Here is a 20037-nt window from a genome sequence, read left to right on the forward strand (position 1 = left end):
GAACCGGTCACGCGATCCGCACGACGAGACTATCCCCGTGTGAGCTTCCGATGGGTCACCCTGTGCGGACGGGCCGCTTCGGCGCCGAGCCGCTCGACCTTGTTCTCCTCATAGCCACCGAAGTTGCCCTCGAACCAGAACCACTTGGCCTCGTTGTCGTCGTCACCCTCCCACGCCAGGATGTGGGTGCAGGTGCGATCGAGGAACCAGCGGTCGTGGCTGATGACCACCGCACAGCCGGGGAAGTTGCCCAGCGCATTCTCCAGCGAGCTCAGTGTCTCGACGTCGAGGTCGTTGGTCGGCTCGTCGAGCAGGATCAGGTTGCCGCCCTCTTTCAGCGTCAACGCGAGGTTCAGCCGGTTGCGCTCACCACCGGACAGCACACCGGCCGGTTTCTGCTGGTCGGGGCCTTTGAAGCCGAAGGCGGACACGTACGCCCGCGACGGCATCTCGTTCTGACCGACCTCGATGTAATCGAGGCCGTCGGAGACCACCTCCCACACCGTCTTCTTCGGATCGATGCCGGCCCGGCTCTGGTCCACATAGCTCAACTTGACCGTCTCACCGACCTTGACGATGCCGCTGTCGGGCTGCTCGAGGCCGACGATCGTCTTGAACAACGTGGTCTTGCCGACACCGTTGGGTCCGATGACGCCGACGATGCCGTTGCGGGGCAGCGTGAAGGACAGGTCCTTGATCAACGTCCTGCCCTCGAAACCCTTGTCGAGGTGCTCGACCTCGACGACGACGCTTCCCAGACGCGGGCCGGTCGGGATCTGGATCTCCTCGAAATCGAGCTTGCGGGTCTTCTCCGCCTCCGCCGCCATCTCCTCGTAGCGCTGCAGGCGGGACTTGCTCTTGGCCTGCCTGGCCTTGGCACCCGACCTGACCCATTCGAGCTCGTCCTTGAGGCGCTTCTGCAGTTTGACGTCCTTGCGTCCCTGTACGGCGATGCGCTCGGCCTTCTTCTCCAGGTACGTCGAGTAATTGCCCTCGTAGGGGTAGGCGCGGCCCCGATCGAGCTCGAGGATCCATTCAGCGACGTTGTCGAGGAAGTAGCGATCGTGGGTGACCGCCAGGATGGCGCCCTTGTAGTCGGCGAGGTGCTGCTCGAGCCACAGCACGCTCTCGGCGTCGAGGTGGTTCGTCGGTTCGTCGAGCAGCAGCAGATCGGGCTTGGACAGCAGCAGCTTGCACAGCGCCACGCGCCGACGCTCACCACCGGAGAGGTGGGTGACCGGCTCTTCCGGTGGCGGGCAACGCAGCGCATCCATCGCCTGTTCGAGCTGCGAGTCGATGTCCCAGGCGTCTGCGGCGTCCAGCTCCTCCTGGAGCTTGCCCATCTCCTCCATCAGTTCGTCGGTGTAATCGGTCGCCATCAGTTCGGCGACCTCGTTGTACCGGTTGAGCTTGCCCTTGATCGCGACGCCGTCCTCGACGTTCTCGCGCACCGACTTGGTCTCGTCGAGCTGGGGCTCCTGCTGCAGGATGCCCACGCTCGCGCCCGGCGCCAGGAACGAGTCGCCGTTGTTGGGTTGGTCCAAGCCGGCCATGATCCGCAAGACGCTCGACTTACCGGCCCCGTTGGGACCGACCACGCCGATCTTCGCGCCTGGAAGGAAGTTCAGGGTGACGTCGTCAAGAATGACCTTGTCGCCGTGCGCCTTGCGGACCTTCCGCATGGTGTAGATGAATTCGGCCATTGCCGTGATGTCGCCTTTCTCGATCTCGGTTCGGTTCCGGGATCATCTGGACCTCTGCGATGGTCGGGCCCCATCCTAGGCGTGGCCTCGTCGGCGGCGACCGTCGCTACGCGCTCAGCGGCACCTCCTTGCCTTCGAGCTCCGCGGAGTCGGGACCGATCTCGTCGTCGACGTCGGCCTCCACCTCGGAATGACCCCGGCCCTCGATGCGGACCCCGGCATCGGCCGAACCCGGCTCCGAGGTGAAGTCGGGGTGCCTGCGCTTGTCGATGCGGATGATGCACCGCGCCAAGTCAGGCCCCACAGAGGTCGCCCGGATCTCCAGCGAGGAGCGACGGTTCCCGTCGCGGTCCTCGTATTCGCTGGTGTACACGTTTCCAACAACGATGACCGCGTCGCCCTTCCCGAGCCCGGCACCGACTCCGGTGACGAGCCGGCCCCAGCAGTTCACCGTGGCGTACAACGAGTTGCCCGGCTCCCAGGTGCCGTCCGCGGTGCGCCTGCGTGAGTTGCTCGCGACCCGGAATTTGATCAGCTCCTGATCGCCGACCCAGCGGCGTTCCGGGTTGGTGACGATGGTGCCCACGACGGCGATGGGTGTTTCGAACATTTGGTTCCTCCCTCGATATTCGGCTACGGGCCAGGCACGGCGCCTGACTCGTGGGGTGACACCGCCATTCACCGCCGTACCGCCGACATCCCGCGGCCGGGGCGCGGCCCGGGGCGGCCGGGCTGTGGATGAGTTGCGCACTGTGGACAACCGCCGCATAGGTTGATCCGCATGACGGAACAGGTCGCCGGCCGCGCCGCTCCGGGGTCCCTGGCCGGCCGCCGGGTCGTGGTGGCCGACACCGTCGGGGACGCTGCTGTCGGCGCCCTACGCAGTGCCGGCGCCGTGATCGTCGACAACTCGGCCTTCGCGACCGTCGACGGTGCGCTCGGCGATGGCCACGCCGATGTCGTGGTGACGGCAGCCGCGCCCGCGGGGTCTGTGTGCATCACCCCCACCGCCACGGCACTGCCCGCCCGACTCAGCGTCCTCGCATCCGACCTCGTGCTCGCCGACGCCGTGACGGCCGTGCTCGCCGGACAGGCACCGGGCCGGGGTTGGCCGGCCGACATCCGGCTCGCGGCCCCCGTCGAGCCGGTGGTGGGGGTGGCGCTGCACCGACACGACCGCAGAGTGCTCGGCGCCGTCACGGCAGCATTGACGAAGATCGGCGCCCGAATCGTGCCCGTGCCGGTCGGGACGTACTCCGTGCCCCACGGAGTGGATGCCGTCGTCGTAGCTGCCGACTCGACCGACCGTGACGGCCTGTGCTCGGTCACTGTGAGCGTTGACGGGGCCGCGCTCACCGTCCTGGCGCGCGCCTTCGACGATGCGGTGGCTGTGGATCTTGCCGCCGGGCTGATCTTTGGGCGGGCACTGCAGTCGATCTGGCCGCTCTCGGCCGCCGACCCCGTCGAACTGGTGGTGTTCGGCGCGCACCTTCGTGGCGGACCCCTCGTGCATCAGCTCACCGATCTGGGCGCCCGGTGGGCCGGGGAGATCATCACGGCGCCGCGCTACCGGATGACGGTGCTGTCGACGTCACCTGCCAAGCCGGCGATCACCCGCGTGTTCGACGGCGAGCCGGGCGCCGCGCTCCACGGGCACCGATGGCTGATGTCGGCGGCAGCCCTCGGCCGCTTCCTGGCGGCGCTGCCGGCACCGATGCAGCTGGGCAAAGTCGAGTTCGACGACGGCTCCTGGCGGACGGCGTTCGGCTGTGAGGCCAGTGCGGCGGTCGGCGCCGACATCAGCAGCTACGGCAGCTGGACGCGGGCTGTTGCCGCAGGGGCGGTGCGGGTGGCGGATCCGCCGCGTCAGCCGCCCTGCTGAGACTCGCGCCGGGCCAGTTCGGCCAGCATCCGGTTGTAGGCCGCCAAATCGGCGTCCTCGTCGCGGTCCGCCGCCCGGTCCAGCCGCGTCGCGGTCCGCTGATCGCTGCGACGCCACTGGATGAACAGCGCGATCAACACCACGACGAGCGGGACCTCTCCCGCAGCCCACGCGATCCCGCCGCCGAGCCGCTGATCACCGAGCAGGTCGGTGTGCCAGTCCAGCTGCAGCGACCGGTAGAAGTCCTCCCCGATCACCGACTTGGTCGCCATCAGGACCACCCCGAAGAACGCGTGCAACGGCAACGACGCGAACACCATCGCCAGCTTGCCGATGGGCGGTATCGGCCGCGGTGTCGGGTCCACACCGATCACGACCCAGTAGAACAGGTAGCCGCTGAGCAGGAAGTGCAGGTTCATCGCGACGTGGGCGCCGTGGCTGTCGACGGCGGCGTCGAAGATCCCGCCGAAGTACAGCCCGTAGAACCCGACGATGAACAGCGCCGTCGCGACGAACGGGTTGGTGAGCACCCGGGAGACCCCGGAGTGCAGGCCGGCGAGCAGCCATTCCCGCGGTCCGGGCGGCTCGTCGCGGCCTGCGGCGGGCAGCGCCCGCAGCGCCAGCGTCACCGGTGCACCGAGAACCAGCAGGATCGGCACCAACATCGACAGCAGCATGTGGGCGATCATGTGCATGCTGAACATCGCCGGCATGTACCGGCCGATCCCCGACGACGTCGTCACCAGCAGAAGCAGGCAGCCGAGCAGCCACGCGAGCGTCCGGCCGGCCGGCCAGCCGTCGCCGCGGCGCCGCAGCCTGACCACGGCGGCCAGATACACCAGCGCGAACACGATGGCCGCCGTGCCGAACAACAGATCGAAGCGCCAGTCGAACAGGACCCTGCCCACGGTCGGAGGACCGGCCAGGTCGTAGCCGATCTCGACCGTGGTGACCGACGGGTTGAGGTCCCGCGGCGGTGGTGGCGGCGTCCTGCCCAGAGCGACCGCCACCCCGAACGTCAACCCGAAGACCACCGCCTCGACCAGCGCCAGCCGGATCAGCGGACCGCGGGCACCCGGGTCGTCGCGGAGGGCGGCCACGCCGTTGCGGCGCTGTCGCCACCCGAGGAAGCCGAGTACGCACAGCGCCGTGACCTTCGCCAGCACCAACAAGCCGTAGTCGCTGTTCACCAGGTCGCCGGGCCGCGTTCGCACCAGCGCGTTGATCACACCGCTGAGCGCCATCGCGACAAAGCACCACAGGGCCACCGCGGAGAATCGGCGCGCCGCCAGGTCGGCGTGCTCACCCCCCCGTAGCGCGTGGACCAGCAACGCCAGCAGGCCGCCGGCCCACAGCGCACCGGCGATGAGATGAATGAACAGGCTGTTGGTGGCCAGGTCGTGGGAACCACCCGACGACGAGTGTCCGGTCAGCGCCAGCGGCAGCAGGGTCACCAACGAACCGGCGAACAGCACCGGCGTCCACGACCACCGCAGCACCGGCGCGCTGAGCACCGTCACCGCCAGCGCGAGCAGCGCCGTCCAGCGCCAGGCGCCGGCGATGTCGATGAGGTCGGCCACCGCCCAGATGTCGGCCGGGCTCAGCCGCGTCCACAACGGCTGACCGCTGACATCGGAGACGGTCAGTGGCACCAACAGCACGGCGCAGACCGCCCAGATCCCCGAGGCGACGGTCCCCGTCCGCAGCGCACGGTAACCCGCGGCGTCCAGCACGCCGTTGCGTTGCGGCGGCACCAGAAACGCGGCGAGCAGAAACGATCCGGTGGCGGCCACGGCGGCGATCTCCCCCGCCGCCCTGACGAACGGCAGCCCGTAGCTGGTCACCGGGCCGGGGTCGGGCAGCCCGGTCGCGGTCAGCGCCTCGGCCACCGAGAGGGCGGACAGCCCGGCTGCGGTCAGCCCTGCCAGCAGCGCCACCGCGTACAACACCGTCCACGCCGGCGCGCTGCGCACTCCGGTGGTGGCGGGGGCGCCGGACGAAGTCATGCGCCAAGGGTATGACCTCACCGCGCGGGGCCCGCTAGACAGGCTCGTTGCTGCGCATCCCGCGGCGGTTGCGTTCACGGACGAAGAATTGGTCGCGCGAGATGGCATCGACCGTTTCCATGTCCTCCAGGATCCCGCGGAGCTCGTCGCGGAAGGCCTTCCGCCGACCGGGCAGGTCTGCCGCGGGTTCGAGCAGATGCTGGTCCACGGCCACCTGGCGCGCGGTGGTGAACAGCAGCGCCGACACCGACTCGGCGCTGCGGACCACACCCTGGGCCACATACTGCTGCCCCAACCCCAGCGCCGTGGCGGTCAGGTCCTTCTCGGAGACCTCAGCGGGTGCGTCGATCAGGACGTCGGCGACGATGCGGTAGGCCTCGAAGAACGGGCGCAGCAGCGGCCCGGCGATCGCCGGGCGTTTGGCCCGCAGCAGCGCGTCGATCCGCTCGCCCCCGGCGTCGACATCGTCCTCCCACCCCGGATGCCACGACATTTCGTGGATGACGTGTTCCCGGAAACCCGCGGAGTCGGCGAAGTAGAAGTCGAACTTCAGCAGATCGCGCAGCCTCATCACCTGCGACCAGAACGCTTCCAGGCGGTCGGAATCCGCGCGGGCGGCGTGGGCGAGCGACAGTTCGACCAACGACGTCTCCAGGAACGCGTCGATCAGCGAGTTGCGGTAGAACGCGGCCTCGTGCTCGTCCTGCGAGGCGATGTGCCACACCGGTTCTCGGCCCCCGTCGATCCGGGTCACCGGGTGTCCATTGGACAGTGCGTCCACCGCCGCGCGCACACCGTCGGGGGTTCGCAGCCGCAGCGCGCTGTTGGTCATCGGGGTCTGTTTGCGCTCGAGGTAGTCCAGCGAGTCCTGCAGGGTGTGGTGCAACTGGTCCAGCGTCAGCGCGATACCGCGGGTGCTCAGCAGCAACGCCGACACCAGAGCGGTGGCATTGACGGGCGTGACCTGGAGGATCCGGAACGCGACCTCGAACGCCATCTTCTGCAGCGCAAGGCGTTTGGCGTCCTCGTCAGTCGTCATCGGGCCGTGGGGCTCGCCGAGGTATTCGCGCATCGAGACGGCTTCTGGGAACCGCACATAGATCTTGCCGTAGTTGCGCTCGCCCTGCGCCTTGATGAAGTTGTACAGCCACGACAAACCCTCCGGGGTCTTCTCCCCGCCCCGCGCGTAGGCCGCGTACTCGGCGGTTTCGTGGAGTTGGTCGAAGCTGATGGACACCGGTTGCAGCAGGATGTCGTCACTGCGGCCGTCCAGATAGGCGTCTGCGACGTAGGCCAGTAGACCGAGCTTGGGGGGCAACATCTTTCCGGTGCGCGACCGGGTTCCCTCGATCGACCAGCTGAGGTTGAACCGCTTCTCCACGATGTAACCGACGAACTGACGCAGCACATACTTGTACAGCGGGTCGTCGAGCTTGCGCCGGATGAAGATGACGCCCGACCGCCGCATCAGCGGGCCCATCGCTCCGAACGACAGGTTGATTCCGGCGAAGGTGTGCACCGGTGGCAGCCGGTTCTCCTGCATCGCGACGGGAACGATCGCGCCGTCGAGATAGGACCGGTGCGAGAACAGCAGCACTGCCGGGTGGGATTCGAGGGCGTGGCGCATCGATTCGACCTCGAGACGGTCGTAATCGATGTTCGGGTCGAACCCTCTGCTGAATATGGCGCGCCCCAGCGACGGGATCAGGTCGACGGAGAACCGGCTCCAACCGGTGCCGAGTTCGTCGAGCATCTCGCCCGCCTTCTCGACCGTCGCGCCGGGAATCTTCTCCAGGCCCTCGCGGAACCGCGCCGACGCCAACATTTCTGGTTTGACCAGTCGGGGCGACTTGTACTCGGGTCCGAGCAGACGCAGCTCGACCCGTTCGATCGCGAGGATCGCCCGGCGGATGACGAATCGGGCGAATTCCCTTGGGTTCTCGGCAACAGTGGTCTCGCTCCACTGCTGATGCAGCTCCGAAACCTTCGCGGGTTCGCCCGCGACCACCCGGGCACGCGCCGGGTCCCGCTTCAGGATTCGGCGCTGTAGAAGCTGCGGCGGGCAGTAGGTGTCGCGACCCGACAACAGCGCCACCACCTTGGATCGCGTCGGCAGCCCGCCCGGGACCCAGAACACGCGGACCGGCACGACCGAACGGTCGCCGTCGGCCTCGAGCAACTCGACGAGACCGGCGAGCACACCCGGCGGCGGATCGTCGTCGGCCGGCAGCTTGAGCACCGCGATGTTCGATTCGGGATGCTCGCGGCGCTGGTGTTGCAGCCAGTCGTTGAGAAGCTCCTCCTCGGCCGGTGACGACACCGACGCGAGGACAAGAGCGTCGTCGGTGGCGGAGAAGGCCGCCATGTCTTCGATGTGCGGCTTCATGGCCGTCCCTTGCCGGTGCGCTTGGCAGCTCCCTTGGCGGGAGCTTTCTTGGCCGGCGTCTTCTTGGCTGCCGTCTTCTTCGCCGGCGTCTTCTTGGCTGCCGTCTTCTTCGCCGGCGCCTTCTTGGCGGTCGCCTTCTTCGCCGGCGCCTTCTTGGCCGGGGCCTTCTTGCGCTTGTAGAGGTCGGGGACCGGCACCTCGTCGTGGGGCCAGTTCCGAAGGGTGTCCATGTAGAGCCCACGCACCTCGGCGATGCGCTCTGCCAGGTTCTCGTGGGTCCAATCGTCGACCGGAATCGGCGGGTAGACAACAACATCGACGGTACCGGGATTGAAGGTGCTGGAATCGCGCGCGGCGATCACCTCCGCGTTGCGGATCACGATCGGCACGATGGGGATGCCCACAGACATCGCAATCCGGAATGCACCCTTCTTGAAGTCGCCGACCTCTGTGGTGTCCAGCCGGGTGCCTTCGGGTGCGATCAGGATGGACAGTCCCTTGCGCGCGAGGTCCTCGACCTTCTTGAGACCTTCGACCGCCTTCGCCGGGTCGTCGCGGTCGATGAACGCCGCATCCATGATCTTGCCCATGGTGCCGACGATGGGATCGTTCTCGAGTTCCTTCTTGCCGACCGAGGTGAAGTTGTCGCTGACCAGCCGCCCCGCGATCAGGGGGTCCGCCTGGTTGCGGTGGTTGAAGATGAACACCGCGGGCCGTTGCGCGGTCAGGTTCTCTCTGCCGAGCACCTGCAGGTTGATGCCGATGGTGTTGAGCAGCGTGCGCCCGAACATCGAGGTGAAGAAGTTCACGCCGGTGCGCCGGTTGCGGGTAAGCAGCCCGACGCCGACCGCTCCGGCGGCGATCGGCATCATCGACGCGATGCCGGCGGCGGTGCGCAACTGGGAAAGCGGGCTGGTGCCGCTGCGGCTGCTGAACCGCAGCACCGGCCACCCCCGTTTGGCGGCGACGGCGGCCATCTTGCCCGCCGGGTTGGTCGGACGGGGGTTGCCGACGAGGTACATCAACGCGACGTCCTCGTCGCCGTCGGCGTAGAAGTAGCTCTTCGACAGATCCACCTCGTTCGCCGCGGCGAACTCCTGCACCGCCCTGGCCTTGCCGGGACCCCAGATGATCGGCCGCTTGACCTCGCCGGTGATCAGGCCGTCGTCGTCGGTCTCGAACTTGTTGCTCAACACGTTGTTGATGCCGAGGAACCGCGCCACCGGCTCGACCTGCACCGTCAGCGCCGACGAGCTGAGCACCACGGTGTGGCCACGGTTCATGTGCGCACGTACCAGCTCACGCATCTCCGGATAGATCCGGCTGACGATCTTCTGCACGAACAGCCGCTCGGCCAGTTCGTCGATCTCGTCGACCGAGTTGCCGCGCAACATGCGCGCGCCCTTGCCGATGAGGTCCTCGAACTCCGAACGGCCCAGCTGGTGATTGAGACCGGCCTGCACCATTCCGACGAACTCACCGACCGACATCTGGCGGCGCCGCAGCCGGTCCTGCGTCATCACGACGCCGGTGAACCCGGCGACGAGCGTGCCATCGAGGTCGAAAAACGCGCCCACCTCGGGGCCGGGCGGACTTGCATGGATCTCGGCGACCGAACCCGGTAGACGCAGCTGACCGTCAGCTGATGTGCCCGATACTCCCGATGTCATTGTGCGGCACTTCCGTTGCGTGAGTAGGGACTGGACTGTTGCTCGAACGTCACCGGTGTCGCTCGACCGTCACCGCCGAGCGCGAGCACTTCATCGAAACCGGCGATCAGACAGTCAGCCAGCAGTTTCGGGTCGGTGATCGATGCCTTGTCGTAGCGCAGGGTGACGGTGCAATAACCGGACCGCGAGATCAGCACCACCATCATCGCCACCCCGGGCAACGGCCCAAGTCCGTACTGTCGCAGCACCTTCGCACCGGCGATGAAGGTGTCACCGGCATAAACCGGTACGTTGCTGGCCTGCACGTCGGAGTTCACGATGGATCCGGCCATCGATTCCAGCACGGTGTCCGGCAGCAGGCTCACGACAGGTGCGATCGCTCCGACCATGTCGAGGGCACGCTCGTCGCGCTTGCTGGTCATCTGCGCGCGGATGTTCTTGATGCGCACCGCGGGGTCGGACAAGCCGATCGGCGCCGCGAGGTTGACCCCGGCGAACCGGTTGCCACCCGCCGGATCTGCGTCGGAACGCAGGTTCACCGGGACAGCCATCGGCAGAGTGTCGACCGGGACCCCCTTGGCCTGGTGGTAGAGGCGCAGTGCACCGCACAACCCGGCGAGATAGGCGTCATTGATCGACCCGCCGGCAGCTTTCGCTGCGCGATGCAGGTCCCCGAACTCGATGTCGATGGCCTCGCTGCGTGAGGACAGGCTGCGGCGACGCAGCAACGGTGACGGGTCGGCAACCGGGCCAATCACCCTGGCGCCGGACATCGCGTAGTCGATGACGCTGCCGAGTCGGCGCACCGGATCGCGCACCACATGGCCCACCGTGAGCGCGGCACCGAACAGGACGCCGCGCACCCCGCCGACGATGGTGCCCGGCAGCCGGTTGACTCCTTGTCGCATCAGGTCGTTGGGCGACAGGTCGGACGGGATCGGAAGGGGTGGGGTGTCCTGCGCAGGCGGGTCACGCTCGAGGTCGTACAGGTTGGCGAACATCTCGACACCGCCGACACCGTCCGTCACCGCGTGGCTCAGATGCACCATCAAGGCGGCTTGCGCGTTCTGCATGCCCTCGATCAGGGTGGCCGTCCACAACGGCCGCGAGATGTCGAGTGGGGACTGCGCGGCGACCTCGACGATGTCCATCACCTGACGCAGCGTGCCCGGCTCCGGGACCCGCACCCGGCGGACGTGGAAGTCGAGGTTGAAGTCGGGGTCCACGACCCAGCGGGGGGCTGCGGTCGGCAGCGTCGGCGTCACGACCTTCTGCCGCAGCCGGAGCACCTTGCGCGAGGCGATCTCGAAACGGCGGCGGAACAAATCCCAGTCCGGTGTGGTGTCGAGCAGTTCCAGCGTGATGATGCCTGACCGGGTGCGGGGATTGGCTTCCCCGCGATGCAGGATCTGGTCGAGCGGGCTGAGTTCCTCCGGGAGTCCGGCCGCATCCAGTTCCGGCGCGTTGCTCATGCGCACCACGCTAGTCGGCGACACTGTGACCGGAGCAGGTTTTGGCGCCGTCACCGCAGCGGTCGCACACGTCGCGTTCGATACACTGCTCGGCGCTGCCCCCGTAGCTCAGCGGATAGAGCAGCCGCCTTCTAAGCGGTTGGTCGCAGGTTCGATCCCTGCCGGGGGCGCCAGGTAAGAGTGGTGCCCGTGTCGTCAACCGCCCGTCAGCGCGTCCGGACGCACACTGACGATTCGATCGTCGCCATCCCGCGGGTCACCCCGCCCGTCACGGTTGCTGGTGGTGAACCACAATGTGCCGTCGGGCGCCGCCACAACCGTCCGCAGCCGCCCGTACTGCTCGACGAAGTGGCCGACGGGTTCGCCGAGCGCTCCGTCCGCGCCGATCGGTATCTGCCACAGCCGCTCACCACGCAGGGCCGCCACCCATAGCGAACCCGCCGTGTAGGCCAGTCCGGACGGAGACGCCTCTCCGGTCCCCCACTGGACCCGCGGGTCGATCAGCCCGGGGATGCCGGCCCGTCCCTCCGCTTCGGGCCAGCCGTAGTTTCCGTCGGGTTCGATCAGGTTGACCTCGTCCCAGGTGTTGGCGCCGTACTCGGTGGCCCACATGCGGCCCTGCGCGTCCCAGGTCAGACCCTGCACATTGCGATGCCCGTAGGACCAGACCGGTGATGCCGAGTCCGGGTTGTCCGCCGGGACGGAGCCGTCCGGGTTGATGCGTAGTATCTTGCCGCCCAGTGACGACTTATCTTGTGCCAGTCCGGAATTCCCGGCGTCACCGGTGGTCACGTACAGCTTCCCGTCGGGGCCGAAGACGATGCGTCCGCCGTCGTGGATCCTCGCCGCCGGGATTCCGGTCAGGACCGGTCGCTGGTCGGTGAGCACGCTTCCGTCGAAGCGGGTGGCCACGACCCGGTTGTCGGCGTCGGTGGTGAAGTAGGCGAACACCGTCTGGTCCTGGGCGAAGTTCGGCGACACCGCCAATCCGAGCAGGCCGGCCTCGCCGCGCGGCACCACACCGGTGACGTTGCCGATCTCGCGCAGTTGGCCGGGCGCAGTCAGGTGTTTGACAGCGCCGGTGTCACGTTCGGCGATCAACGCGGTTCCGTCCGGAAGAAACGTGACACCCCACGGCACGCCGAGTCCGGTGGCGACGTCTTGGGTGCTGACCGCGGAGCTCTGCACCTCGCGGGAGCCCGAGTCACTCGGTGAACATCCGGCGATCAACGCACCCACGACGGCCGCCACCCACCATGCGCGTCGTCGACCGTGACCAACCATTGCTCTCCAACGTAGCCACGAAGGGCCGGACTCGCCACGACCGAGAGGCGCGACCTTCGCGCGCAGCGAAACGTCCTTCCCGCTCTGCAACCGTCGTGGAAGTGTCTGTGGCATGGCTGTACTCAACACTTCGCTACGACACGCGATAGACGGCGTGCAGTTCGATGCCGTGCTGGTCCGTGACGACACCGTGGGTCCGGCGCCCACTGTCCTGGTGTTCCACGGCATGGAAGGCCGCAGCGACGCCCAACTGCAGTTCGCCACGCGCTTGACGGAGTGGGGCTACCAGGCGATTGCGGTGGACCTGTTCGGCGAGGCGGTCAGCGGCGGCGGCATCGACAGCACCACCGCTGCGATGACCGGCTATCTCGACGACCGCGCCGCGCTCGGCGAGCGCCTCACCAAGGTGCTCGGGACGCTGACGGCCGCTCCGCAAGTAGACGCCGGACGAGTCGCAGCGATTGGCTTCTGCTTCGGCGGGTTGTGTGTCCTCGATCTGGCTCGCGCCGGCCACCCGCTTGCCGGGGTCGCGAGTTTCCACGGCTTGTTGACCCCACCTCCCGACGACACCCCGCACATCGTCACCGCCAAGGTGATGGTGTTCCACGGGTGGGACGACCCCTACGCACCGCCCGAGGACGTCGTCGCCCTGGGCCGGGAGTTCTCCGGCCGTGGGATCGACTGGCAGCTGCACGCATACGGCAACACGATGCACGCGTTCATGGCGCCCTGGGCCGACGATGTGGACCGCGGTATTCTGCACAGCGAGTCCGCGGCGCGCCGCGCATGGGCGTCGCTGGAATCCTTCCTCGGCGAAAGCTTCGGTCAAGAGTCGACAGCACACTGAGGCCCGACAACCACTGCGGGGAAGGTGATTCGGACGCGGAAGACGCAGGCTGAGTATTGGAATCACAACACCGCCTACCACCCATGGCTGGCCTCCCTCGCCGCGCGACACCGCGGCGACGTACTCGACGTCGGCTGTGGCGACGGTCTGCTGGCGCAACGCCTCGCGCCGGTGTCGCGGTCGGTCCTCGCCATCGATCCGGACGGCACGGCTGTTCGACGGGCACGTGATCGGGTAGGCACCGCGCGCAACGTGGCGGTTGATCAGGCCGCGTTCGACGACTGTGCCGCCGGCAGTGCCCGGTTCGACCTGATCACCTTCGTCGCCAGCCTGCACCACATGGAACTGCGGGACGCACTGCTCAAGGCTCGCCGGCTGCTTCGCCCCTCCGGCGAGATCGCGGTGGTCGGCCTCAGTGCCAACCGAACAGTCGGCGACTTTCTCTGGTCGGCGGCATGCCTACCGGCGGTGCGCATCGGTTCGGCGCTACACCGAGAGACGCGCGATGTCGGTGTCCTGGTCGCTGAGCCGCGAGAGAGCCTCGACGACATCCGGCGGGTCGTTGACGACGTCCTTCCTGGGGCGGAGATCCGACGCGCCCTCTACTACAGATATCTGCTGCGGTGGTCGAAGCCGTAGCGATTTTGTCGGCGGGTCGCACAATTGTTCGATCTATGGATGAGGTGTCTCGCGCGATACTTGCTCCCCGAGAACAACCAGGGTCCGTAGGCTGACCCGCGATGCCCACCAACGCCGTCGATCATCGCCTCAGCGCCATGCCTGAGACCGGATACGTCTACCGCACGTCGTGGCCGGTGGCGACCGGCGACCTCGACGGGAACCTCCACCTGCGCCTCGACGGCGTGGCCCGCTACATCCAGGAAGTAGGCGCGGAGAACCTGGTCGACGCCGGGGAAGCCGAGGACCATCCGCACTGGCTGGTACAACGCACCGTCATCGACGTCATCGAACCGATCGAGTTTCCGAACGACATCTCGTTCAGCCGATGGTGCTCGGCACTGTCGTCGCGGTGGTGCACGATGCGCGTCGACCTCGTCGGCAGCGACGGTGGCCGCATCGAGACCGAGGGTTTCTGGATCGCGATCAACTCGAAGACACTGACACCGCAGCGTGTTTCGGACACGCTGATCGAACGATTCGCGTCCACCACCGATGTGCACCGGCTGAAGTGGAGCCCATGGCTGGAGAACCCGGACAACCTGGACGAGACGATGCCGTTCCCGCTGCGCCGCACTGACATCGACATCTTCGAACACGTCACCAACACCGCCTACTGGCACGCCATCCACGAAGTGATCGCCCTGGTCCCCGACATCTGCACACCGCCCTACCGCACAGTCATCGAATACCGCAGGCCGATCAAGTACGGCGAGGACATCACCGTCGGATGGTCCCGCCACGGCGACGATGTGCAGATCGCACTGTCCGTCGGCGACGAGGTCCGCGCCGCTGCCCTGCTGCGCACGCTGTAGCCCTATGTGGGACCGCCCGGCCACGCCACTACCCTGAGCGAGTGTCCGCTTTGGTACTGACGCAGGTCGAGGACCGCGTCGCAGTCATCACCGTCAATGATCCCGACCGCCGCAACGCCGTGACGGCGGAGAGTTCGGCGGCACTTCGGGCAGCTATCGAAGCGGCGGAGGCCGACACCGGTGTGCACGCGGTCGTCGTCACCGGCGCCGGCAAGGCGTTCTGTGCCGGCGCCGACCTCACCGCTCTTGGCGAAGCGACCGAGGACGGCCTGCGGGTGATCTACGACGGCTTCCTCGCTGTCGCGCAGTGCACGCTGCCCACCATCGCCGCGGTCAACGGGCCAGCCGTCGGAGCGGGTTTGAATCTGGCCCTGGCGGCCGACGTGCGCATCGCCGGCCCGTCGGCGCTGTTCGATCCGCGGTTCCAGAAGCTCGGCATTCACCCGGGAGGCGGTGCGACCTGGATGCTGCAGCGTGCCATCGGCCCCCAGGCGGCCCGGGCAGCCCTGCTGTTCGGGATGCGCTTCGACGCCGAAGCGGCGGTCCGCCACGGGCTGGCGCTGGAGGTGGCCGACGACGCGGTGGCCACCGCCCGGGCTCTTGCGGCCGGGCCGGCCTCCGCGCCCCGCGACGTGGTCATGGCAACCAAGGCTTCGATGCGGGCCACCGCGAACCCCGGCACCGTCGACCTCGACCAGCACCGGCTCGCAGTCGATGTCGAGATCGGTCCACAGGCGGTATCGATCGAGTCACCGGAGTTCGCCGCCAGATTGGCTGCCGCCAAGCGCAAGTGAGCTACGGCGCCAGCGCCACGATGCGCTCGGCGCGGCGCAACACCGGCATGTCGACCATCTGACCTTCGAACTGGAACACCCCGCGCTCGGTGGCGGCCCTGGCGAGGACAGCTCGCGCCCAATCGGTCTGAGCAGCGGTGGGTGCGTACCCGGCACGGATCACCGCCACCTGCGTGGGATGGATCGCAACCTTGGCGTCGAATCCGACCGCGACGGCGTCGTCGGTCTCGGCGCGCAGCCCGTCCAGGTCTTTGATGTCGAGATACACCGAGTCGAGCGCCAGCCGGCCGAAGGCCTTGGCGGCGAGCAGGGTCTGTGACCGCACGTGCTTGGCGACATCGCGGTAGCTGCCGTCGGGCCGGCGGTTCGCGGTTCCACCGGTGGCCGCGAACAGATCTTCGGCGCCCCACATGACGGCCACGGCGTTGTCGACCCGGGCGGTCTCGGTGACGGCCAAGGCTCCCCGCGGCGTTTCGACCAGCACGACCACGTCGAGCGGTGCCAGCGAGGCGACCTGCTCGGCGGTTTCGGTCTTGGCCAGCATCACCGTGGTGTAGTCGGTGGCTTTGACTGCCTCGACGTCGAGCGCGTGGTCTGCCGTGGCGACGGGGTTGACACGGACCACCGTGCGGGTCGGGTCCAGCGGGGTGTCCAGCAGCGCCTTTCGGGCGGCTTCCCGGTCTTTGGCCGCGACACCGTCCTCGAGGTCGAGGATCACCACATCAGCTGCCGCAGCGGCCTTCTCGAATCGCTCCGGACGGTCGGCCGGGCAGAACAGCCAGCCGGGCCCGCTCTCCGCCAGCGCCATCACGCCTCGCTTTCGGGACGCTTGCGCACCATGGTCTTCCGCGACGCTGTCGCGACCACGTCACCGTGCTGGTTGCGTCCGGTGTGGGCGAAGGTGACGATGCCCTCGCCCGGCCGGCTCCTGGACTCGCGCTTGTCGACGACCTCCGTCTCGGCGTAGAGGGTGTCGCCGTGGAACAACGGTTTGGGAAAGGCAACCTCACCGAACCCCAGGTTGCCGACGATGGTGCCCTGGGTGAGCTGGGCGACCGACAACCCCACCAACGTGGACAGCGTGAACATCGAGTTGACCAGCCGCTGGTTGAAAGGCGGCAGCGCATCGGAGAACGCGGCGTCCAGATGCAACGCCTGGGTGTTCATGGTCAGCGTGGTGAACAGGACATTGTCGGCCTCTGTGATGGTTCGCCCCGGCCGGTGCTGGTAGAGCACATCGGTCTCGAATTCCTCGAACCACAGACCACGCTGGACGACCGTCTTCTTCGGCGCTTCGCCCATCACTTCTGCCCGATCGTTCGCCCCGCTCACAAGCCCAACTCTCGCCCGATCAGCATCAGCTGCACTTCCGTGGTCCCTTCGCCGATTTCGAGGATCTTGCTGTCCCGGTAATGCCGGGCCACCGGGTACTCGTTCATGAAGCCGTAGCCGCCGAAGATCTGGGTGGCGTCGCGGGCGTTGTCCATGGCCGCCTCGCTGGCCACCAGCTTGGCGATCGCGGCCTGCTTCTTGAACGGCTTGCCCGCGAGCATCAACGCGGCCGCGTCATAGTAGGTCGCTCGGGCGACGTGGGCTCTGGTCTCCATCCGGGCGATCTTGAACGCGATCGCCTGGTTGGTCCCGATCTTGCGGCCGAAAGCCTCACGCTCCCTGGCGTACTTGACGCTCTCATCCACGCACCCCTGTGCCGCACCGACCGACAGCGCCGCGATCGCAATGCGGCCCTCGTCGAGGATGCGCAGGAAGTTCGCATATCCACGCCCCCGCTCGCCGAGAAGGTTCTCCTGCGGCACCCGCACGTCGTCAAAACTCAAAGGATGAGTGTCCGAGGCGTTCCAGCCCACCTTGTTGTAGGCCGGCTCCGCGGTGAAACCCTCGATCGGCACCGGCACCAGGATCGACGAGATCTCCTTTTTTCCCTCGTTCTCACCGGTGACCGCGGTGACCGTCACCAGCTTGGTGATGTCGGTGCCCGAGTTGGTGATGAACTGCTTGCTGCCGTTAATGACCCAAGTTGAGCCATCGCTCCGGGCGGTCGTCTTGGTGGCTCCGGCATCGCTACCGCCGCCCGCTTCGGTCAACCCGAACGCCCCGAGCGCCTTTCCGCTCGCCAGCAGCGGCAGCCACTCCTGCTTCTGCTCCTCATTGCCGAAGCGGTAGACCGGCATGGCACCCAGCGACACCCCGGCCTCCAGCGTGATCGCCACACTCTGGTCGACCTTGCCGAGCTCTTCCAGCGCCAGACACAGCGCGAAGTAGTCACCGCCCATGCCGCCGTACTCCTCGGGGAACGGCAGCCCGAACAGCCCCATGTCAGCCATCCCGGCCACGACCTCGTACGGGAACGAGTGCTCTTCGTCGTGTTTGGCCGAGACCGGCGCCACCACGCTCTGCGCGAAGTCGCGCACGGTCTTGACCAGCTGTTCGTAGTGGTCGGGCAGCGTGCCGGTCGCCAGGAAGTCGGTCGGCTGATTGTGGGTCGTCACTGCTGCGGCTCCTCAGTTGCCGTTATCCGGGCCAGCACCTGGCCCACTTTCACCTGTTCGCCCACGCTGACGAGCAGTTCCACCACACCGTCGACCGGTGCGGCCAGCGCGTGCTCCATCTTCATCGCCTCCACGGTGACCACCACCGCGCCGGTCGTCACCGTCGTACCGTCCTGGATACCGACCGCGACGACCGTGCCGGGCATCGGACTGGTCAGCTCGGCGTCGCCACTGTGCGCGTCATCAGGACGCACGGGCGCTTCCAGGATCTCCTCGACCAACGCGACCCGACCCGATCCGGCCAGCCACACCTGTGCGCCTACGGCAGCCACCAGGTATTGAGAGCGTAACCCGTCGACTGTCACCGACAGCCGGTCATCGTCGAGAGATGCCCGCAGGGTTCGGGTTCGACCACCTTCGACGGTGGCTGTGGCGTTGTCCGGTGAACCGGTCAGCCAGACGTGGTCGGTCCGCTCCCCGGCCCGCAGCCGGATGGTCGTGGGCGCGCGGCCTGCGATGCGCCAGCCCGAAGGGACGTCCCACGGGCTTGCCGGAGAAACCGGCCACGACTGCAGCCATCGGTAGGCCGCCGCGGCGATCAACTCACCGTCTCCAGGGCCCTGCGGGGTGAAATCCGGGGTGCGGCGGTCCAGCAACCCGGTATCCAGCCGTCCGGCGGCCACGTCGGGATCCGCAAGCAGAAACCGCAGGAATTCGACGTTGGTGGTGAGACCGAGCACGGCGGTCTCGGCCAACGCCGCGTCGAGCTCGCGCAGTGCGGTGGCCCGGTCGGCGCCGTGAGCGATGACCTTCGCCAGCATCGGGTCGTAGTCGCTGCCGACCATGGTGCCACGGGCCAACCCGGAGTCCACCCGGATCCCGGGTCCGGCCGGCTCGCGCAGGCCGACGACATCGCCACCGGTTGGCAGAAATCCGCGGGCGGGATCCTCGGCGTACACACGCGCTTCGATCGCGTGGCCGGTCATCCGGACATCGTCCTGGACGATCGGCAGCTTCTCCCCCGCGGCGATCCGCACCTGCAGCTCGACCAGGTCCAGCCCCGTCACCATCTCGGTGACCGGATGTTCCACCTGCAGGCGGGTGTTCATCTCCATGAAGAAGAACTCGTCGGGCCGGTCGGCGGAGACGATGAACTCCACGGTTCCGGCGCCGGTGTAGTCGACGCTGCGGGCGGTGTCACATGCGGCGGCACCGATGCGGGCGCGGGTGGTGGCGTCGAGCAGCGGTGACGGCGCTTCCTCGATCACCTTCTGATGCCTTCGCTGCAGGCTGCACTCACGTTCGCCGAGATGCACGACGTCGCCGTGGGTGTCGGCGAGCACCTGCACCTCGATATGGCGCGGGTTGAGCACGAATCGTTCGAGGAACAGCGTGTCGTCGCCGAACGCCGACGCGGCCTCACGCCGCGCCGAAAGGAGGGCAGCGCTGAGCTTCTCGGGGTCGTGCACCACCCGCATGCCCTTGCCGCCGCCTCCCGCCGACGGCTTCACCAGCACGGGGAAGCCGACCTCGGCGGCGCCGCCGATCAGGTCGTCGTCGGTCAGGCCGGGCCGGGAGATCCCCGGCACCACGGGCACCCCGAAAGCCGACACCGCTGCCTTGGCCGAGATCTTGTCACCCATTGTCTGGATCGCGGCCACCGGCGGTCCGATGAACACCACCCCCGCCGAGTTCAAGGCATCGGCGAATTGCGCGTTCTCCGAGAGAAATCCGTATCCCGGGTGGACAGCTTGTGCGCCGGTGCGATCGATCGCCGACAGCAGTGCATCGATCGACAGATAGCTCTGCCGGGCCGGCGCAGGGCCGAGGCGCACGGCGATGTCGGCCGCAGCGACGTGGCGGGCGTCGGCGTCGGCGTCGCTGTACACCGCCACCGAACGGATCCCCATGGACCGCAACGTGCGGATCACCCGGACCGCGATCTCGCCACGGTTGGCGACCAGTACGGTGTCGAAAAGCTGTGTCATGTCTT

Annotated in this window: 16 protein-coding genes and 1 tRNA gene; 6 read left to right on the forward strand and 11 right to left on the reverse strand. The window is 67.6% G+C overall.

Annotated elements, in window-relative coordinates; genetic code table 11:
* Positions 1-29 precede the first annotated feature (29 nt).
* Together ettA and G6N53_RS23365 are read right to left on the reverse strand one after the other, a co-directional pair.
* Positions 30-1703, reverse strand: coding sequence for an energy-dependent translational throttle protein EttA (gene ettA, locus G6N53_RS23360; RefSeq protein WP_163892824.1), 1674 nt, complete (start codon positions 1701-1703; stop codon positions 30-32).
* A gap of 106 nt (positions 1704-1809) precedes the next feature.
* Positions 1810-2313 (reverse strand): single-stranded DNA-binding protein, encoded by a 504-nt coding sequence (locus tag G6N53_RS23365; RefSeq protein WP_163892827.1) that lies wholly within the window; start codon positions 2311-2313, stop codon positions 1810-1812.
* A 171-nt stretch (positions 2314-2484) separates the two neighbouring features.
* On the opposite strand from G6N53_RS23365, the gene G6N53_RS23370 reads away from it, so the two are divergent.
* Positions 2485-3585, forward strand: a complete 1101-nt coding sequence (locus G6N53_RS23370; protein WP_163892830.1) for an allophanate hydrolase-related protein — start codon at positions 2485-2487, stop codon at positions 3583-3585.
* Here the strand turns inward: G6N53_RS23370 and G6N53_RS23375 are convergent.
* The 4 genes from G6N53_RS23375 to G6N53_RS23390 are packed head-to-tail and all read right to left on the reverse strand — an operon-like array spanning position 3570 to position 11119.
* Positions 3570-5591, reverse strand: a complete 2022-nt coding sequence (locus tag G6N53_RS23375) for a bifunctional copper resistance protein CopD/cytochrome c oxidase assembly protein (RefSeq protein WP_163892833.1) — start codon at positions 5589-5591, stop codon at positions 3570-3572. The two genes, G6N53_RS23370 and G6N53_RS23375, sit on opposite strands and share 16 nt — an antisense overlap.
* A 34-nt stretch (positions 5592-5625) precedes the next feature.
* Entirely contained in the window at positions 5626-7977 is a 2352-nt protein-coding gene (locus tag G6N53_RS23380) for a glycerol-3-phosphate 1-O-acyltransferase (RefSeq protein ID WP_163892836.1), read from the reverse strand.
* On the reverse strand, positions 7974-9647 hold the full coding sequence (locus G6N53_RS23385) for an HAD-IB family hydrolase/lysophospholipid acyltransferase family protein (protein WP_163892839.1): 1674 nt from the start codon (positions 9645-9647) through the stop codon (positions 7974-7976). Before G6N53_RS23385 ends, G6N53_RS23380 begins: the two co-directional genes overlap by 4 nt.
* A complete protein-coding gene (locus G6N53_RS23390) occupies positions 9644-11119 on the reverse strand; it encodes a wax ester/triacylglycerol synthase family O-acyltransferase (RefSeq protein WP_163892842.1) in 1476 nt (491 codons plus the stop codon). The genes G6N53_RS23385 and G6N53_RS23390 overlap by 4 nt, the downstream gene beginning before the upstream one ends.
* 97 nt (positions 11120-11216) lie before the next feature.
* On the opposite strand from G6N53_RS23390, the gene G6N53_RS23395 reads away from it, so the two are divergent.
* Positions 11217-11292, forward strand: a tRNA-Arg gene (locus tag G6N53_RS23395).
* 22 nt (positions 11293-11314) lie between these two features.
* Here the strand turns inward: G6N53_RS23395 and G6N53_RS23400 are convergent.
* The gene (locus tag G6N53_RS23400) at positions 11315-12403 is read right to left on the reverse strand and encodes a PQQ-dependent sugar dehydrogenase (protein WP_163892845.1); all 1089 of its coding nucleotides are present in this window, start codon (positions 12401-12403) and stop codon (positions 11315-11317) included.
* Positions 12404-12515: 112 nt separating this feature from the next.
* Between G6N53_RS23400 and G6N53_RS23405 the strand changes: the two genes are divergently transcribed.
* The 4 genes from G6N53_RS23405 (at position 12516) to G6N53_RS23420 (ending at position 15537) form a co-directional block, all read left to right on the forward strand.
* The gene (locus tag G6N53_RS23405; RefSeq protein ID WP_163892848.1) at positions 12516-13250 is read left to right on the forward strand and encodes a dienelactone hydrolase family protein; all 735 of its coding nucleotides are present in this window, start codon (positions 12516-12518) and stop codon (positions 13248-13250) included.
* Between the two features lie 27 nt (positions 13251-13277).
* Complete coding sequence (locus G6N53_RS23410) at positions 13278-13889, forward strand: class I SAM-dependent methyltransferase (protein ID WP_163896294.1); 612 nt, start codon at positions 13278-13280, stop codon at positions 13887-13889.
* Between the two features lie 101 nt (positions 13890-13990).
* Positions 13991-14743, forward strand: coding sequence for an acyl-[acyl-carrier-protein] thioesterase (locus tag G6N53_RS23415; RefSeq protein ID WP_163892851.1), 753 nt, complete (start codon positions 13991-13993; stop codon positions 14741-14743).
* Positions 14744-14784: 41 nt separating this feature from the next.
* The gene (locus G6N53_RS23420; RefSeq protein WP_163892854.1) at positions 14785-15537 is read left to right on the forward strand and encodes an enoyl-CoA hydratase; all 753 of its coding nucleotides are present in this window, start codon (positions 14785-14787) and stop codon (positions 15535-15537) included.
* Between the two features lies 1 nt (position 15538).
* Here the strand turns inward: G6N53_RS23420 and G6N53_RS23425 are convergent, their stop codons facing one another.
* From G6N53_RS23425 to G6N53_RS23440, 4 genes are read right to left on the reverse strand one after another with little or no spacing between them, the layout of a single operon-like run.
* Complete coding sequence (locus tag G6N53_RS23425; protein ID WP_163892857.1) at positions 15539-16345, reverse strand: HpcH/HpaI aldolase/citrate lyase family protein; 807 nt, start codon at positions 16343-16345, stop codon at positions 15539-15541.
* The gene (locus tag G6N53_RS23430; RefSeq protein ID WP_163892860.1) at positions 16345-16839 is read right to left on the reverse strand and encodes a MaoC family dehydratase; all 495 of its coding nucleotides are present in this window, start codon (positions 16837-16839) and stop codon (positions 16345-16347) included. Before G6N53_RS23430 ends, G6N53_RS23425 begins: the two co-directional genes overlap by 1 nt.
* A 26-nt stretch (positions 16840-16865) precedes the next feature.
* Entirely contained in the window at positions 16866-18044 is a 1179-nt protein-coding gene (locus G6N53_RS23435) for an acyl-CoA dehydrogenase family protein (protein WP_163892863.1), read from the reverse strand.
* A complete protein-coding gene (locus tag G6N53_RS23440) occupies positions 18041-20032 on the reverse strand; it encodes an acetyl/propionyl/methylcrotonyl-CoA carboxylase subunit alpha (protein ID WP_163892866.1) in 1992 nt (663 codons plus the stop codon). The genes G6N53_RS23435 and G6N53_RS23440 overlap by 4 nt, the downstream gene beginning before the upstream one ends.
* Between the last annotated feature and the right edge of the window lie 5 nt (positions 20033-20037).

This window comes from Mycolicibacterium hippocampi (genome assembly GCF_010723735.1).
Lineage (GTDB): Bacteria > Actinomycetota > Actinomycetes > Mycobacteriales > Mycobacteriaceae > Mycobacterium > Mycobacterium hippocampi.

Bases quoted from the DNA above. Each gene is read 5' to 3' on its own strand.
- ettA (WP_163892824.1), bottom strand. From the start codon at position 1,703: ATGGCCGAATTCATCTACACCATGCGGAAGGTCCGCAAGGCGCACGGC.
- G6N53_RS23365 (WP_163892827.1), bottom strand. From the start codon at position 2,313: ATGTTCGAAACACCCATCGCCGTCGTGGGCACCATCGTCACCAACCCG.
- G6N53_RS23370 (WP_163892830.1), top strand. From the start codon at position 2,485: ATGACGGAACAGGTCGCCGGCCGCGCCGCTCCGGGGTCCCTGGCCGGC.
- G6N53_RS23375 (WP_163892833.1), bottom strand. From the start codon at position 5,591: ATGACTTCGTCCGGCGCCCCCGCCACCACCGGAGTGCGCAGCGCGCCG.
- G6N53_RS23380 (WP_163892836.1), bottom strand. From the start codon at position 7,977: ATGAAGCCGCACATCGAAGACATGGCGGCCTTCTCCGCCACCGACGAC.
- G6N53_RS23385 (WP_163892839.1), bottom strand. From the start codon at position 9,647: ATGACATCGGGAGTATCGGGCACATCAGCTGACGGTCAGCTGCGTCTA.
- G6N53_RS23390 (WP_163892842.1), bottom strand. From the start codon at position 11,119: ATGAGCAACGCGCCGGAACTGGATGCGGCCGGACTCCCGGAGGAACTC.
- G6N53_RS23400 (WP_163892845.1), bottom strand. From the start codon at position 12,403: ATGGTTGGTCACGGTCGACGACGCGCATGGTGGGTGGCGGCCGTCGTG.
- G6N53_RS23405 (WP_163892848.1), top strand. From the start codon at position 12,516: ATGGCTGTACTCAACACTTCGCTACGACACGCGATAGACGGCGTGCAG.
- G6N53_RS23415 (WP_163892851.1), top strand. From the start codon at position 13,991: ATGCCCACCAACGCCGTCGATCATCGCCTCAGCGCCATGCCTGAGACC.
- G6N53_RS23425 (WP_163892857.1), bottom strand. From the start codon at position 16,345: ATGGCGCTGGCGGAGAGCGGGCCCGGCTGGCTGTTCTGCCCGGCCGAC.
- G6N53_RS23430 (WP_163892860.1), bottom strand. From the start codon at position 16,839: ATGGGCGAAGCGCCGAAGAAGACGGTCGTCCAGCGTGGTCTGTGGTTC.
- G6N53_RS23440 (WP_163892866.1), bottom strand. From the start codon at position 20,032: ATGACACAGCTTTTCGACACCGTACTGGTCGCCAACCGTGGCGAGATC.